Below are 13068 nucleotides of genomic sequence, written 5' to 3' on the forward strand. Positions count from 1 at the left end.
GGCGCCGGGGTCGGCGGGTGCTCGCGTACGCCGGTGGTGGCCGGGCGGAGGCGGTGTGTGCCGGGGCGCGCCGCTCAGGTCCGGGCGTGGCGGCCCGGCCGGGGCCGGGGCGGGCTCAGGCGCGGCGGTGGTGGCGCGCGAACTCCTTCTCGGGGTTCGCGAAGTAGGTCCAGGGCCAGGTGGTGTAGGCGCCGTCCAGTGCCTGGAACACGCGCCGGACCGTGTGGCGCTCGCCGGCCAGTGCCAGGGCCATGGCGAAGATGTTGAAGTCCTCCTGCCACCCCGGGTGCCGTACATGGGCGGGGTGCAGGATGCTGTGGTCCGCCGCCTCCCTCAGCTGGGCCTGGATCTCGGCGGTTTCGAGGTAGTCCCCGCGCTCCGACTCGACCCATTCCTCGATGTACGCCATGGCGATCACACAGCCGAGGCGGTGGCCCTCCGGGGCCCGGGAGAACGCCTCCTGGGCGAAGGCCAGGGCCTGCCCCGGCTCGCCGCCCCAGCGGGGCTGCAGCTGCGACACCCACTCCAGGTGGGTCTCCAGGTCCAGCGGGTCGCGGCGCAGGGCGGCGTCGCGGCGGGCCTCGTTGACCGCGAGGCCGAGCGACATGCCGCGGCCGGAGGTGAGGAGGCGGCGCCACGGGGTGACCCAGTCCGGCCGCAGCTCGGCGGCCTCCAGCAGCTGTTCCTCGGCGATGCGCAGCCGCTCGTGGAAGACCCGCCACTGCTCCTGCGAGACGTTCACGGCGCGGGCGGCGGTTCGGGCCTCCCAGCCCCAGCTGACATGGCGCGTCCCGGATATCAGCAGGGCGGTCGCCCGGTGCTCCTTGTCCTCCTCGACGGCCGCGCCGATCCAGTCCTGCACGCCGTCCAGGTCGTCCAGCTCACCGAGGACCCGGTGGTCGCGGCCGAGGTCGAAGGGGGCCAGCGCCGTCTTGACGGCCTCCCAGTTCCCGGCGTCGGCGGCCTCCACCAGGCCGAGCACCCGCGCGTCCCCGAGGGCGCGCAGCGGGTACATGCCGCTCTTCTGTCTGCGGGGCACGGGAAGGGCGTACGGATCCGACGCCGGTCTCTCCGTGCCCCTGCCGAACAGCTTGCCGAGCATGCCTCGTCCTCCCCGTGGTCCCGCGTGATCGTCCGTGCAGCATAAACGTCACCACCGACAGCTTTTCCACAGGGTTTTCACCGGGCCCACGCCATCGAGCGCGGTACATGGGGGCCGTTCCCCCATGTACGGCCCGGGTGTGGCTGGCACCTTGATACGGGCTCGGCGCACCGGCGGTGCGCGGGCCGGTTCGAATCAGGTGAGCGAGAGGGAGCCCATGGGCAGAAACGCGTTACTCCGGGTCATGGTGGTCGCCGCGATGGCGGGTTCCGCGGTGACTCTGACCGGAGGGACCGCGAGCGCGGCCACCGGTGTGTCCAAGAGCGGTACCAATGTGGTCGTGAACGCGGCGGCGGGCCGTGCGAACAACATCACCGTCAGTCTGTCCGGAAGCACCGTCTTCATCCAGGACACCGCCGACACCCTGTCCGCGGGGGTCGGTTGCACGCTCCAGGTCAACGGTTCGGTGGCCTGTCCGGTGAACCTGGGCAGCGACACGGTCGTGGTCAACGCCGGTGACGGCAACGACATCATCACCAAGACCGGCAATGTGCGCGGTGAGCTGAAGGGCGAGTCCGGCAACGACGTCATCAACGGCGGTCCCAGCCCGGGCAGCAACATCCTCAACGGCGGTACGGGCAATGACACACTGAACGGCGGGGTCACCTTCGACATGCTCGTCGGCGGTCCCGGCGCGGACCGGCTCAGCGGCGGGGGCGGCACCACCGACCTCGTCAACTACCTCGAGAGCACCTCCGGCGTGGTCGTCGACATCGACAACGCCGCCGACGACGGTGCCGGCGGCGAGGGCGACAACGTCCTGACCGATGTCGAGTTCGTCTACGGCAGCCAGTTCGGCGACACGCTCACCGGCAGCGCGGCGGGCGACATCCTGTCCGGCTTCGGGGGCAACGACCTCCTGGTGGGCGGGAACGGCAACGACACCCTGGTCGGCGGCGCCGGCAGCGACACCCACAGCGGCGGGGCGGGCAACGACACCCTGGACGCCGTGGACGGTGTGTTCGGCAACGACTCCCTCAACGGCGGCACCAACACCGACACCTGCACGGCCGACACGAACGACACGAAGAGCGCCTGCGAGGCGTGACCTCGCGCGGAGGGGCCGGACCGCGCAGCCGCGGTCCGGCCCCGGTCCGGTCCGGCCCCGTTGAACGGAAGCGCCCTGGTAGGCAGAATCCAGCCAGGACGTGCAACTGCCTACGGCTGAAACTCGTCCCTTCCTCCCGAGCCGACGGGGCTCACGGAGATATCGAGAACCAAAGGGTGGGGGACGGACCATGAACCTGACGCCGAGAACGAGCCGCCGCAGACCCGGCGCCGCCAGGGCTGCCGTGCTGGGCCTGTGCGCCGTCGGGGCGCTGGGCCTGGTGGGCTGCTCCGGGGGCGGCGGTACGAGCGGTACGAGTGGGGCCGCCGGTGACTCGAAGCCGACCGCCACGGCCACGGCGGCGAGCGACACCGACGACCAGGCGGACACCGGCGGCGGCGCGACCGGCGGCAAGTCCGGTGACACGTCCGGCGCGAAGGGCTCGACGGACGCGGGCGGCGGCGCCGGAAACCCCGGGGACGATCCGGCCGCCTCCAAGTCACCGGCCGGCTCAGGGGCCTCGGGCACCGCGGGGACCACCTCGGCCGGCGCCGACGGCGGAGACGGCGGCGGGGACGGCGGCGGAGACGACTGCGACCACAAGATGCCGATCTCCCCCGACGAGATCGCGGTCTACCGCTACACACCGGAAGGCGGCTTCCTGAGTCTGATCGTCAAGCACGGCAACTGGGGATGCGGCACCCCCGACTCGGACGGTGCGCCGTTCGAGACGGTCGGCAAGGAGACCTTCATCCCGCTGGACCAGGCCGCGGACATCACCGTCACCACACCCATCGTGGAGAGCACGGAGAACCAGCCCATCGGCGTCCAGGAGTTCCTCGACTGGCTGGAGGCCCATCCGAACTCCGGTCTGGTCTTCACCTATCACCTCGGCGGTGACGGTGCCATCGACCGCCTGGACGAGGTCTTCACCCCCTGACCGGCCCGACCTGGCAGTCCAACACCCTTGTCATCGGCGGTACTTGGGGGATCTACCCCCATGTGCCGCCGCCGCTCCGCACTCCATCCTGGAGCCCGGCGGGACCAGCCGGTGGTCAACGGGGTGAAACAGGAGGAACATTGAAGACCTCGATGCGCAGAGCGGTACAGGCCGGGGTGACGAGCGTGGTGCTGGGTGCGGCGACGGTGCTGTCCGCCGGGCAGGCACACGCCGCGACCGGTGTGCGGGTGGACACGGTTCGCATCCATGTCGACGCCGCGGCCGGGAAGGCGAACGACCTTTCCGTCTCCCTGTCCGGCAACAGGGTCTACATCAGCGACGGCGGCGACACGGTCACCGCGGGAAGCGGCTGCACCCGGGTCGACGGTGACACCGTGTACTGCCCGTTCGACAGCCGGACCCTGACCGTGAACATGGGCGACCTCGGGGACATACTCCTCGTGACGGGCAACATGCCCGCCGACATCAGCGGCGGCACGGGCAACGACATCATCACGCTGGACTACACCGCCAACTCCGCGACCTTCCTGGACGGCCAGGCCGGTCACGACTCCATCTTCGGCAGCGCGGGGGTCGACGACATCACCGGCGGACCCGGCGACGACGTCATGTTCGGCAGGAACGGGAACGACCGCATCAACGCCGCCGACTTCTCCATCGGCAACGACCGCTCCTACGGGGACGGCGGCTCCGACAGGTGCACGGGGGACGCCGACGACCTCAAGGACAGCTGCGAGCGCTGATCCCCGTCTTTTGCGCGCCGACGTCACAGGGCGGTACACCTGGGCCACGGCAAGCCGACACCTGGGGAAGGCGGAGACGGGATGACCACGCGGACGCACCACGTCGACCACGAGCTGATCGAGGCCGCGGCCCGGGTCGCCCGTACACGCTGCCACGGCGACAACCACACGATGGCGGCGGCGGGTCGCGCCCGGGACGGGCGGATCATCACCGCGGTGAACGCCTACCACTTCACCGGGGGCCCCTGCGCCGAGCTGGTCCTCATCGGGACGGCCGCCGCCCAGGGCGCCCCCGAGCTGGACACCGTCGTCGCCGTGGGCGACCGCGACCGGGGCGTCGTCGCCCCGTGCGGCCGGTGCCGTCAGGTCCTGCTCGACTACTTTCCCGCCCTCGAGGTCATCGTCGGTGACGGCGACCGCGTCCGCACGGTCGCCATCACCGACCTGCTGCCCGAGAGCTATGTCTGGGCCGACCATCAACTCCCCATGGACGCGACCACGTCCCCCGAAGCGTCTCATTAGCCTCGGCAGGAACCGGCGCCTCCCCAGGGCACGCCGTATCACGGACGTCGTCGACTCGGGCCCGCTCGGCGCCGTGCCCACGCCCGCCGAACGCTCCGGGAACTTCCCATCCACGCCTGCCCCTGTCACGGACGCGGGTACCGGCGTCCTGGCTCCCCCAGCCGGGCCGCCGACCGGTGACCCGGCATGATCTCGCCCTGGACATGGCGCTGGACGCGGCTGGGAGACCGGCCTGCTCCCGGCGGGACGGAGCCGCCCGGCCGGACCGCTCAGCGGTCCACCGCGGGCAGATGGGCCAGGCCTGTGTCGCACATGATGCGGTCGACGGTCTCGGTCAGGGCACTGTCGGCGCCGATGACGGTCTCGATGCCACCGGGCAGCAGATCGCACGGCCGATACCAGTCGCGCAGCCGAGCCGCGTCGACGACGTCGGCGATCGGTTTGGTGGTGTGCCGTGCGAGGGTTTCATCGAGCGGCACATCCAGGTAGTAGGCGTGCGTCGGTCCCCGGTGATCGGTGCGCAGCCGGGCGAGTATGTCGCCGTAGCGGTCTGCGTAGAGGATGCCTTCGACGACGACGTGGAAGCCGGCGTCGAGGGCGTAGCGGGCCGTCATCTCGATGAGGCCGATGTTCGCGGCTCCCGGTCGGTCGCGTTCGCGGAGCACGGTACGGCGGAGGTTGTCCTGTCCGACGAGGGCCACGCCACGGCCGAACCTGTCCCGCAGGCCGTCCGCGACGGACGACTTCCCCGAGGCGGAATTGCCGCGCAGCAGGACCAGCCGGGTCTCCTCGGTGCCCACTTTCCCTGTGTCCACGCGGGTCACGGCTTCCAGGTGCGCAGCAGGGAGGCAACCTGGGTGGCGGTGCCGTGCGGGTTGTTCAACTCGTGGGCGAGGGCGGTGAGCTGTTCACGGGTGGGGTCCACGGGGATGTTGCTCGCTTCCAGATACATGACGGCGACGGCGCAGGCCACGGTGAGGTGGGAACGCTCCAGCCAGCGGCAGCGGCCAAGGGTGTGGACCAGGGCTGCCGCGCGGGTGTAGGGGCCGTCGTAGACGGGTGTGTCGAGAAGTTCGCCGCGGTGCCGGGCGATCGCAGCGATGGGTACGCCGTAGTCGTCGGCGGTTGGGTCGCGGTGGCCCGCTCGTTCCGCCACTTCGAGGATCCAGGACTCGTCCACATGCAGGATCACGCGGCACCCGACTGCGGCTCCGTGCAGCGGGCGTCGAGCCGCCGCTCCAGGTCGCCGAGGAAGGCGCCGTGCTCGTGGATGAACCTCTGGGCGGCGGCCATGCCGGCGGCGCGGGCGCCGGTGGTGTCCTCGATGATGAGCCGCTCTATGTATTTGTTGAAATCCAATTGGCGGGAGGCCGCGGCCTCCTTGCCCGCCGCGAGCACGCCCTCGTCCAGCCGGACCTGTGTCTGCTTCTTCGTGGAAGTCACCTCCGGGAGGGTAGCAGGGTGGTAGCACTCAGAGGGTGACAACGGTGAGAACGCCGCGGCCGATCGCAGGTGACCAGACGCTGTGACTTGTTGCTGGGCAGGGTGTGTCACGGAGGGGCGGGACGCGGAGTTACGCGCTTGCCTAGAGCGCACTCCACCGGACTAGCGTGGGTCCATGAAGTACACGCAGCTCGGACGCACAGGACTCAAGGTCAGCCGACTCGTCCTCGGCACCATGAACTTCGGTCCGCAGACCGACGAGGCCGACAGCCACGCGATCATGGACGCGGCACTGGACGCCGGTATCAACTTCTTCGACACGGCGAACGTGTACGGCTGGGGTGAGAACAAGGGCCGGACCGAGAGCATCATCGGCGACTGGTTCGCCAAGGGCGGCGAGCGGCGGGACAAGGTCGTACTCGGCACCAAGGTGTACGGCAGCATGAGCGCGGACGACGCGGCGTGGCCCAATCACGACAAGCTGTCGGCGGTGAACATCCGGCGTGCCGTGGACGCGTCGCTGAAGCGGCTGCGGACCGACCACATCGATGTCTACCAGTTCCACCACGTCGACCGGGACACCCCGTTCGACGAGATATGGCAGGCCGTCGACGTCCTGATCCAGCAGGGGAAGATCCTCTACGTGGGGTCCTCCAACTTCCCCGGCTACAAGATCGCCCAGGCCAACGAGACCGCCGCCCGCCGCGGCGGCACCATCGGCCTGGTGAGCGAGCAGTGTCTCTACAACCTCTACGAGCGCCGTGCCGAGATGGAGGTCATCCCGGCCGCGCAGGAGTACGGTCTCGGCGTCATCCCGTGGTCGCCGCTGCACGGCGGTGCGCTCGGCGGTGTGCTGAAGAAGCAGGTCGAGGGCGGCCGGCGCAGCGAGGGGCGGGCCGCGGGCGCCATGTCCGGCCCCGAGGTGCACGCGAAGATCCAGGCGTACGAGGACCTGCTGGAGAAGCACGGTCTGGAGCCCGGCGAGGCTGCCCTGGCCTGGTTGCTCACCCGTCCCGGCGTGACCGGCCCGATCGTCGGCCCGCGCACGGCGGAGCAGCTCGAATCCGCCCTGCGGGCCGTCGAGTTGGAGCTGAGCGAGGAAGTGCTGGCCGGGCTGGACGAGATCTTCCCGGGGCCGGGCGCGTCTCCGGAGGCCTTCGCCTGGTAGCGGTGGGCGGCCCGGGGCTCCACGGCCCCGGAGCAGAACGCACCACAGCGCTGGGGCGAGGGTCAATCAGGTGGCTCTGCGGTGTCGTCGTCGGAGCCGCCGCCGCACGGGCGAAAAGCACGTGACCACGGCAGCCAGTTCCTCCGCGGTCGGGTTGCCCCGGTCCACCTTCGGGATTGGTCCGGCGAACGCGAGGGCCGCCGGGCCGTCCCGGTCCACCGCGGTGCTCGCGCCTCAGTGGCGGGTCCGGGTCCGATGTCCGCGGTCGCGGGGGCGTCCCGGTCAGGGCCCGCGGCACTGTCCGTCACCGGTCCCGGTGGCGCGCGCGGGCAGGACGCGGGGTACGTCGACGTCGGTGCCGTCCCTCCTCGGCGACGGTGTCGTATCCTCGGGTAACAGCACGCTCCGTCACCACCGAATATGAATAGGTCGTTAGATTTACACTCCCCGACCTCGAGGTGGTGACGTACTCGTCGTAGTTGTGAATGTGCACCGCCCACTGCATCTCAGGCGTCGCTCGTCGGCGGCGCTCCTGCCCAGGCGGCCATGAGGAGTCCTTCGACGCCGACGCGGGTGAGGGGCCGGGGGTTGGCGTACTGACGGGCGAGAACGAGCTCGGCGATCCGCGGGATGTCCATCTCGCGCATGCCGAGTTCACCGAGGGACCTCGGTGCGCCGAGTCGGACGGCGAGTTCCCACAACTCCCGGGCGGGATCCGGTGCACCGCCAAGGGCACGCGAGAGGACGGCGAGGGCCTGCGGTGCGGCTGGAGCGTTGTACGCCAGGGCGTGCGGCAGGACGACGGTGTGGGAGGGTGCGTGCGGTAGGTCGAGAGCGCCGCCGAGGGAGTGGCACAGCTTGTGGTGGAGCGACATCGTCGTGGCACCCAGCACGGCACCGCACAGCCAGGCACCGTACTGGGCATCGGACCGGGCGTCGAGATCGCTGCCGTCGGCGACCACGGCGGGCAGCGCGGCGGTCAGCGCCCGGACACCCTCCTCCGCCATCAGCGAGACGACGGGTGTGGCGTCGGGGGCGTAGAGGCCTTCCACGGCGTGGGCGATGGCGTTCATGCCGCTGGTGAGCGACACCGGCGCCGGCAGTCCCACGGTGAGTTCGGGGTCGTAGAGGACGCTGCGCGGCAGGACCCGCGGGTCGCGGCCGGTGCGCTTCACCCCGGCCTCGGTCAGGCCCCACACCGGGGTCATCTCGGAGCCGGCGTAGGTGGTGGGCACGGCGATCACGGGCAGGCCGTGCTGGAAGGCGATCGCCTTGCCCAGGCCGATCGCGGAGCCGCCGCCGACGGCCACGCACCCATCCGCGCCCAGTTCCGTGACCCGCTCACCAGCGCGGGCGGCGACATCGGCCGGAACATGCATGCGAGCCTCGGCCAGCACCCCGACCGCCCGTTGCCCCAACATGCAGGCGACGCGCCGACCGGTCCTCTCCTGGCCCGGCGTACACAGGACGAGCACCCGGTTCAGGCGCAGCCCGGCCACCTCGTCGGGGAGTTGGGCCAGGGTTCCGGCGCCGAACAGCACCCGCATCGGCTGCGCCGTGTAGGTGAACGCGCGGGTCACGACGGGACACCGGGGGCGGCCGTCGGCGCGGGCTCGGCCGGGTCGGCGCCGGACGGGGCCTGGTCCGTGCGCAGGAGGCTGATGTCGAAGGTCAGCGCGCGGAACGGGTTGGCCAGCCCGGCCTCGGTCGCGCGGGCCGGGTCGTCGACCTCCGCGACATCGCGGACGAGGCTCTCCTTGACGCCGAAGACCGCGTCGGAGTCCAGGTAGGGGCTGTCGGCGACGAACATGTGCGTGGTCACGCGCCGGTAGCCGGGTGCGTCGACGATAAAGTGCAGGTGCGCGGGGCGGTTCGGGTGTCTGCCGGTCGCGGCGAGCAGCTGGCCGACCGGGCCGTCGTCGGGGATGGGGTAGTAGCGCGGCACGACCGAGCGGAACCGGAAACGGCCCTGCTGGTCGGTGGTGAACAGTCCGCGCAGGTTGCCGGGCGGCTGGATGTCGGGCTGCTGGACGTCGTAGAAGCCGTCCTCGTTGGTCTGCCACACGTCCACCACCGCCCCGGCCAGCGGCTCACCCGCGGGGCCGGTCACCTGCCCCGACACCAGGCACGGGGTGCCCAGGCCGTCGAGTGCGATGTCGTCGCCCAGTTCCCGCGGCGGGGACTCCACCATGTGGAACGGGCCCAGCACCGTGGATTCGGTGGCGGTGCCGCCGGTGCGGTTGTTTATCGTCTCCACCAGCATGGACACGCCCAGGACATCGGAGAGCAGGATGAACTCCTGCCGGACGTCGGTGCACATGTGCCCGGCACGGGTGAGGAAGTCGATCGCGGTCTCCCATTCCCGCTCGGTCAGCTCCACGTCCTTGACGAACGCGTGCAGGTGGTGCACCAGCGAGGTCAGCACCTGCCGCAGCCGGGGGTCGGGGGTGTTCGCGAAGCTGGCGGCGACCGTCTCGGCCGACTTCTCCTCGCTGAAGTGCCCCCAGCGCGTCACGCCGTCGTCCCCTCCCTCGGTCATGCCGGGGTCCCGGGGCTGTCCGCCCCGGCCAGCCATCCCGCGCCCTCGGCGTACAACTGCTCGACCGCGGGACCGGTGAGCCCGGGCAGGCCCTCCTTGACGGTGAAGCCGGCCTTGGTCTGCAGATATCCCAGGTGCTGGTAGCCGACGGGGAACCGGGCCAGCAGCTCGGGGTCCAGGCTGAGTTCGGCGACGGTGTCCACGGGGTCGAGCCGGTCCTTCTCGTAGATCGGCTGCCGCCGCACGATGGTCCACCTCCCGTCGTCGCGGGAGAGGAAGTCGTAGAAGCGACCGGTACACACGACGTCGACGAGGACACCGTCGACGGAGGCACGCTGGCTGATGGTCATCTTGGTCTGCGCGACGGCACGGCCACCGGCGATGTCGGCGGTGTGGCCTCCCAGGAAGTGCAGGATGCTCACGCCGTGCTCGAAGCCCTCCCGGCTGACCTTGATGAACTCGGTCGCCGTGCCCTGGAACCACGTCGCGCTCATCCACCCCTTGCGCGGGTGCCAGACGGTGGCGAAGCGTTGCCAGTCCCCGGCATCACGCCAGACGGCCCAGTCCTCGATCAGCTGTCTGATCCGGAGACGATCCAGATCGAATTCCTTGTCCGACATCGCCTGCTCTTGTCCGATCCCTCGCGTAACGGTCACGACCGCCATGCTGCTGAACCGTCGTCGTTCGAACCAGGACTGGCCGCCACTCAGTGGCAGGGGCCGGCGTGCGTCGCGGGGCCCGGCAGGCCGTCACAGTTCGCGGGCGGCACACACCCGGGAGACGCCCAGAGCCGCGGCCCGCACCGCGGGCGCCAGCCGTTCCAGACGCGCCCGAGAACGGGTGACGATGCCCAGAGCCGCGAGGACGCGGTCGTCGCGCCCCAGGACGGGGGCGGCGACGGAGACGGCCCCGAGGGTCATCTCCTCCTGCGAGAAGGCCAGACGCGCGCGGCGCACGTCCTGGAGCGAGCGCGCCAGACGCCCGGGCTCGGTCACCGTGAACCGGGTGATCCGTGGAAGCCCGTTGTGCAGCGTGGCCTGGAGGACCTCGGGGGGCGACAACGCGAGCAGGACCTTGCCCACACCGGTCGCGTGCAGCGGAAGACGCCCTCCCACCACGGTCTTGGTCGATACCGCGCCCGCCGCCGAGATCCTCTCGATGCACAGGGCTTCGAGCCCGTCCAGGACGACCAACTGGACGTTCTCCTGCGTGGCTTCGCACAGGTCCTGCATGAAGGGCAGCGCCGCGTCGCGCAGGTTCCGCTGCTGGGGTGCCAGGGATCCCAGCCGCCACAGTCGCAGGCCGACCCGGTAGCGCTGGTCGGGGAGCCGCTCGAGAGCGCCCCAGTCGGCGAGTTCCTTCAGCAGTCGCCTGCTCGTGGACAGCGGCAGGCCGGTGAGCGCGGCGACTTCAGTGAGGCTGAGTGTCGGCCGACTGATGTCGAAGGCCCCCAGTACGGCGAGCAGGCGGCTGGACACACTGCGTCCCGGCTCACTGGTGTTACCGGACAACGTCCACCTCCCTGGGCGTGCCGCCCCTGCGCGCCCCAATGGAACGATGCCGGATCCGTTCGCCCCCCGGCCTCCGCCGTTTCGACCTCACCCTAGTGCGTGGGTGGCTAGAGGCCTACCACTGAGTGGCCGGCGGGGGCCGAGACCCACCTCCCCCGGCCTACTCGTGGTGAATGGCGTCGGCGAGGAACCAGCAGGGGAAGGACGCGATCTTCGCGTCGATCACCAACGGGGCGGCCCGCGGCCCGTCCAGCCAGGCCTTCACACCGCCGAGGTCGTCGACGCCGCGTACCGTGATCGCCTCGCATCCCACACCGCGTGCGATGGCGGCCAGGTCCGTCTGGGGGAACACGACGGCACTGAGGTCGAACCCGCCGTCCGCGAAGTGGTGGACTTCCGCGCCATAAGCGCTGTCGTTGTAGACGAGCACCACGAGAGGCAGGCGCAGCCGGACGGCTGTCTCCAACTCGCTCAGCCCCATGAGGAACCCTCCGTCGCCCACTCCGGCCACGGCCAGGCGATCCGGTCGGGCCAGAGCGGCTCCGATACTGCCGGACAGCCCCAGACCGACGGACATGAAGGCGAAGGACATGCAGAAGCCGTCGTTGTCGGGGACCGACAGGAACATGGAGGGGTAGCCGCAGAAGTTTCCGCTGTCGGGCACGACGACGCGCTCCCGGGGCAGGATGTCGTCGAGGGCGAACGACAGCGTGCGGGGATCGACGCAGTCCGCGTCGCCCTGGTCCTCGTAGGGCACGTTCCGCCAGCCGACGCGCGTCGCGATGGTCTCGTGCACCTCCGTCGTCCGGTACCCCGTCACGGCGTGGTCGGCTCGGTCGAGGGCATCGCCGACCTGGAGAGCCACGGCCGCGACGTCTGCGACGATCCCGAGATGCACCGGCCGATGACGTCCGATGGCGCCCGGATCGTCATCCACGTGGACGATCGTCGCCGCGGAACCGACGAGCGTCCCGTCGCGGGTGGTCCACCGGTTGAGGCTCGCTCCCCAGGCCACAATGAGGTCGGCGTCGGCGATGAGGGCCGCCGCGGCGGGTGAGGCGAAGCCACCCATGACGTCGACCGACCACGGGTCACCGGCGAACAGGCCGCGGGCGACAGCGCTCGTCGCCAGCAGCGCGCCGGACTGCTCGGCGAGGCGTCTGAGCGGGCCGGAGGCGTGGCGCGCGCCCCGACCGGCGACGAAGACCGGCCGACGGGCGTTCATCAGAGCCTGGCTGAGACGGTCGACGGCCGCTGCGCTCGCCGCCGGTGCCTCCAGTTCCGGCAGCGGCGACACCGGGACGCCGTCGGGCACCTCGCGCTCCTGAACGTCCAGGGGCAGGTTGACGACGATCGTCCGTCGTTCGTGCGCGGCCTGCCAGTACGCGCGAGCCACTTCCGACACCGCCGTGACCGGCGACGTGAGGGTGACGACCTCCGCCCCGAGGGCACGGATGACGGCCTCCTGGTCGATCCAGAAGTTGGAGGTGCGCTGCCAGGCCGGCGTGTCCCCGGCCAGGACCAGCAGTGGGGTCCGGCTCTTGGCCGCCTCGGTGATGCCGGTCAGCGCGTTGGTCAGGCCCGGCCCCTGGTGCAGGGACAGGGCGGCGACCCGGCCGGTCAGCCGAGCGTGGATGTCGGCCATCGTGGCCGCTCCGCCCTCATGGCGGGCGGCCACGAACCGGGCGCCGTGCCGGATCAGCGACTCCGTGACGTGGAAGTTGCCCGAGCCCACGACGCCGAACACATGGCTGACGCCGAGTCCGGCGAGCTCACGGCCGACAGCTTCTGCGACCTTCATACCGTCACCGCCTGCACTGAGCGGCACCCGCCCCGGGCCGGGTACGACACCGGCGCCGTCGCCGTGAGCACGGCACTGCGGGGCGTGGAACCCGCAAGGAGGATGGCGGTCGCCGGCCGTGACCGTCCGGATGGATCGGGGTGGGCGGCACCGTGGGCAGGATTCATGGT

Annotated in this window: 14 protein-coding genes; 5 read left to right on the forward strand and 9 right to left on the reverse strand. The window is 70.9% G+C overall.

Annotated elements, in window-relative coordinates:
* Positions 1-115: 115 nt before the first annotated feature.
* On the reverse strand, positions 116-1102 hold the full coding sequence (locus J8M51_RS01495) for a hypothetical protein (protein WP_267298910.1): 987 nt from the start codon (positions 1100-1102) through the stop codon (positions 116-118).
* 217 nt (positions 1103-1319) lie between these two features.
* Between J8M51_RS01495 and J8M51_RS01500 the strand changes: the two genes are divergently transcribed.
* The 4 genes from J8M51_RS01500 to J8M51_RS01515 all read left to right on the forward strand — a co-directional run bounded on the left by J8M51_RS01500 (position 1320) and on the right by J8M51_RS01515 (position 4436).
* Positions 1320-2210: a calcium-binding protein gene (locus tag J8M51_RS01500; RefSeq protein WP_179203310.1), complete on the forward strand. Its 891-nt coding sequence runs from the start codon at positions 1320-1322 to the stop codon at positions 2208-2210.
* Between the two features lie 190 nt (positions 2211-2400).
* A complete protein-coding gene (locus tag J8M51_RS01505) occupies positions 2401-3150 on the forward strand; it encodes a hypothetical protein (protein ID WP_086760085.1) in 750 nt (249 codons plus the stop codon).
* Between the two features lie 152 nt (positions 3151-3302).
* The gene (locus tag J8M51_RS01510) at positions 3303-3914 is read left to right on the forward strand and encodes a calcium-binding protein (RefSeq protein WP_143673327.1); all 612 of its coding nucleotides are present in this window, start codon (positions 3303-3305) and stop codon (positions 3912-3914) included.
* Positions 3915-3995: 81 nt separating this feature from the next.
* Positions 3996-4436: a cytidine deaminase family protein gene (locus tag J8M51_RS01515; protein WP_086760081.1), complete on the forward strand. Its 441-nt coding sequence runs from the start codon at positions 3996-3998 to the stop codon at positions 4434-4436.
* Between the two features lie 269 nt (positions 4437-4705).
* Here J8M51_RS01515 and J8M51_RS01520 read toward each other — a convergent pair whose 3' ends face one another.
* Genes J8M51_RS01520 through J8M51_RS01530 form a run of 3 tightly spaced genes read right to left on the reverse strand, consistent with a single transcriptional unit; the run spans position 4706 to position 5879 of the window.
* Positions 4706-5251, reverse strand: coding sequence for an AAA family ATPase (locus tag J8M51_RS01520; RefSeq protein ID WP_086760093.1), 546 nt, complete (start codon positions 5249-5251; stop codon positions 4706-4708).
* 5 nt (positions 5252-5256) lie between these two features.
* Positions 5257-5628, reverse strand: coding sequence for a fic family toxin-antitoxin system, toxin component (locus J8M51_RS01525; RefSeq protein ID WP_086760079.1), 372 nt, complete (start codon positions 5626-5628; stop codon positions 5257-5259).
* Positions 5625-5879 (reverse strand): hypothetical protein, encoded by a 255-nt coding sequence (locus J8M51_RS01530; RefSeq protein WP_086760077.1) that lies wholly within the window; start codon positions 5877-5879, stop codon positions 5625-5627. Before J8M51_RS01530 ends, J8M51_RS01525 begins: the two co-directional genes overlap by 4 nt.
* A gap of 175 nt (positions 5880-6054) precedes the next feature.
* Here J8M51_RS01530 and J8M51_RS01535 point away from each other — a divergent pair, with 175 nt between their 5' ends.
* Positions 6055-7047: an aldo/keto reductase gene (locus tag J8M51_RS01535; RefSeq protein WP_086760075.1), complete on the forward strand. Its 993-nt coding sequence runs from the start codon at positions 6055-6057 to the stop codon at positions 7045-7047.
* Positions 7048-7553: 506 nt separating this feature from the next.
* Here J8M51_RS01535 and J8M51_RS01540 read toward each other — a convergent pair.
* From J8M51_RS01540 to J8M51_RS01560, 5 genes are all read right to left on the reverse strand, one after another.
* Positions 7554-8594, reverse strand: coding sequence for a maleylacetate reductase (locus J8M51_RS01540; RefSeq protein ID WP_086755339.1), 1041 nt, complete (start codon positions 8592-8594; stop codon positions 7554-7556).
* Positions 8595-8623: 29 nt separating this feature from the next.
* Positions 8624-9586 carry an intradiol ring-cleavage dioxygenase gene (locus J8M51_RS01545; RefSeq protein ID WP_086755340.1) on the reverse strand — a complete coding sequence of 321 codons (963 nt, stop codon included), beginning with the start codon at positions 9584-9586 and terminating at the stop codon, positions 8624-8626.
* Positions 9583-10206: a nuclear transport factor 2 family protein gene (locus tag J8M51_RS01550; RefSeq protein ID WP_086755322.1), complete on the reverse strand. Its 624-nt coding sequence runs from the start codon at positions 10204-10206 to the stop codon at positions 9583-9585. Before J8M51_RS01550 ends, J8M51_RS01545 begins: the two co-directional genes overlap by 4 nt.
* Before the next feature lie 129 nt (positions 10207-10335).
* Complete coding sequence (locus tag J8M51_RS01555) at positions 10336-11097, reverse strand: IclR family transcriptional regulator (RefSeq protein ID WP_086755323.1); 762 nt, start codon at positions 11095-11097, stop codon at positions 10336-10338.
* Between the two features lie 160 nt (positions 11098-11257).
* Positions 11258-12898: a thiamine pyrophosphate-binding protein gene (locus tag J8M51_RS01560; protein WP_086755324.1), complete on the reverse strand. Its 1641-nt coding sequence runs from the start codon at positions 12896-12898 to the stop codon at positions 11258-11260.
* Positions 12899-13068: the final 170 nt, after the last annotated feature.

This window comes from Streptomyces griseiscabiei, from assembly GCF_020010925.1.
In the GTDB taxonomy this organism is placed as follows: domain Bacteria; phylum Actinomycetota; class Actinomycetes; order Streptomycetales; family Streptomycetaceae; genus Streptomyces; species Streptomyces griseiscabiei.